Source organism: Alteromonas sp. BZK5, from assembly GCF_014349115.1.
In the GTDB taxonomy this organism is placed as follows: Bacteria; Pseudomonadota; Gammaproteobacteria; order Enterobacterales; family Alteromonadaceae; genus Alteromonas; species Alteromonas macleodii.
Genome location: NZ_JACSOE010000217.1, coordinates 1 through 2,084, shown reverse-complemented (window position 1 = coordinate 2,084; position 2,084 = coordinate 1). Strand labels below are relative to the sequence as shown.

Annotated in this window: 3 protein-coding genes; all 3 read right to left on the bottom strand. The window is 39.2% G+C overall.

From position 1 onward, the window contains the following. Positions 1-47: 47 nt before the first annotated feature. On the bottom strand, positions 48-881 hold the full coding sequence (locus tag BIZ39_RS21410; protein WP_187448053.1) for a hypothetical protein: 834 nt from the start codon (positions 879-881) through the stop codon (positions 48-50). A gap of 95 nt (positions 882-976) precedes the next feature. Then, positions 977-1,636, bottom strand: a complete 660-nt coding sequence (locus BIZ39_RS21405) for a hypothetical protein (RefSeq protein ID WP_187448052.1) — start codon at positions 1,634-1,636, stop codon at positions 977-979. A 57-nt stretch (positions 1,637-1,693) separates the two neighbouring features. Then, positions 1,694-2,084 (bottom strand): hypothetical protein (locus tag BIZ39_RS21400; RefSeq protein ID WP_187448051.1); only part of this gene is annotated, 391 nt, incomplete at its 5' end.

Genomic DNA, 2,084 nt, shown 5'->3' with positions numbered 1-2,084 from the left:
GACTACGATTGATTTAGTGAAAAGCTTCATTTTTCATTCTATTTGTTTTAACGTCCTTTGCTGCGATAATGCCCTCTCACGTATGTGCCATCAGAGCGATAATATCCCTCGACTCTAATTGTCTTCGACATCCCATTAATTTTACTGATGTCACCATAACAACTGCCGTTTTCCGCACAGCCGATTCGAGGGTATTGGGATTTATTCCATGTAGGTAAGTTATTTAAGTCACTATTCCAACCTTCTAAGGCAATTTGGGAAAGTTTCTTAGTTATCTCTTCCTGAATCGCTTGGCTGGCTATCATGTAGTCTTGGTCAGTATAAAAGTGACTGCCGTCATAATTTAACCTAGTCAAAGCAATCTGAGCGTCAATCAGTTCAGCTAATGACATTTGGCTAAGCGACGGCTCATTATGCTTGTGATGCAAAGCACTGGTTGGTGAAATTAATTCGGAAAGAGCTGAGCGTGATTTATCACTGTAACTGATGGCGTCAGGTGTAGAGACCCGGTAACTGGTATTTATCTTCTCACTTTGACTTGGGGGAGGTGTTTTAACAGAAAATACAGCGAATACTAAAATTGCTGCAAAAATAGTCCAAATGACATAACCATGTCGTTGTGGTACCGCGCTCAATGTCGGCTTTTTTTCGTAATACTTAGCCAACTCTTTTGATTTCAGTTCACTATCTCGTGCAATTTTCTGTATAGCTTTATCAAACCTCACCCTGTCCTTGTCGTTAAGAAGTTGAACTTGGTTCCACTTGCACTTAAGTTTTCGAAGACCTTCATATTGGATATCGACTGTGTCTATGTTGGAACAAATAACAGTCCCGATTCGACCCGTCCTAATTTCTTTAACATCGCTTCCTTTAAAATCCATCTTAAATTCCTTTTTTAATTACATTACAAACTGTGGCTAACAGCACAGACCAAATGCACTTTAAGAAAAATAACCATCATATTACTGACAAAACGTTACTCTAGGCGGGAAATGATGGCCTCGCTGACTGATTGATTTTTCTTTACAGACATGATCATACGCTCCGTGATTGGCTTCAAAAAGAATTCGAGACTTTTTTGATAACTGAAGGTCAGATTAAATGATTCTTCGGCACTGATTACTCTAATGAAAGTGACAACGCTAGATTGGCTCTTACCTATTTTATCTCTGAAGAAACTTGTTCTGAGGGCATGTAAGCCATTTAATTTAACTCGCTCTGTTCCATACCACTCTAATACTGAGCTTGACATCGATTTGTAAGCATCTGAGTTGCTTTCTCGTAAGTAGTTGTCTACTTCATCAATGTCCTCAGGGGTGAAGTTTGCAATATCGGCCTGTGTAAACTCGATATCTGGGTAATAAAGAATATTAACTATACTTACTGTCTTATTGTCGATGAAATAGTTTGCAGAAAAGGGTTTGTTGTAAGTGACCGGATCTACTCCTGCTAAATCAACTATTGATTGCGTGGCAGTATCGATTAATTCTGATTCCTTTTGGCTAAGCACCCTGTATAGACGAGGGATTTCTAAAGAGACGCCATGAGGAAGAGATACTGTGACAAATTTTTCGTTTGGTGTACCAAATAGTTGAGTACTGAAAAGAAAAAGCGTGACGACTAAGAACTTTTTCAAAAGATTGTCCTTGATGTAAGAAGGAACGTGTTAATAGGTTTCTTCCTGACTGTTTGTTTAGTCAATGTTTTTCAACCATGGCGCCTGTTGTTGAGATACCGGTAAGCTCCACACGCCTTTCTTCAGCATCTTTGCTTGGTCTTGCGCTAGAAAAAGAATGGAGTCAAAACTTGTATACTTAGGGTCTACGTAGACCATGCCCTCATACGATTGATTTAAAGAAGCAAATGCCATAGTAACCCTTGCTGTGGCATGCTGCTCTAAACGCTTTATAAATAGGCGTTGCTCGTGTTGAGATGTCGAAACATTATTAAGCGGGTGGGTTTGGTAATAAGCTTCAATCTCAGGGTAGTCTGCTTTGTCAATTTTTATTGAGTGATAAAACCTGTCACCGTTGCGATAAACATAAATAAGCCCACTTTGGTTTTTGACGACATCAGTATCTAAT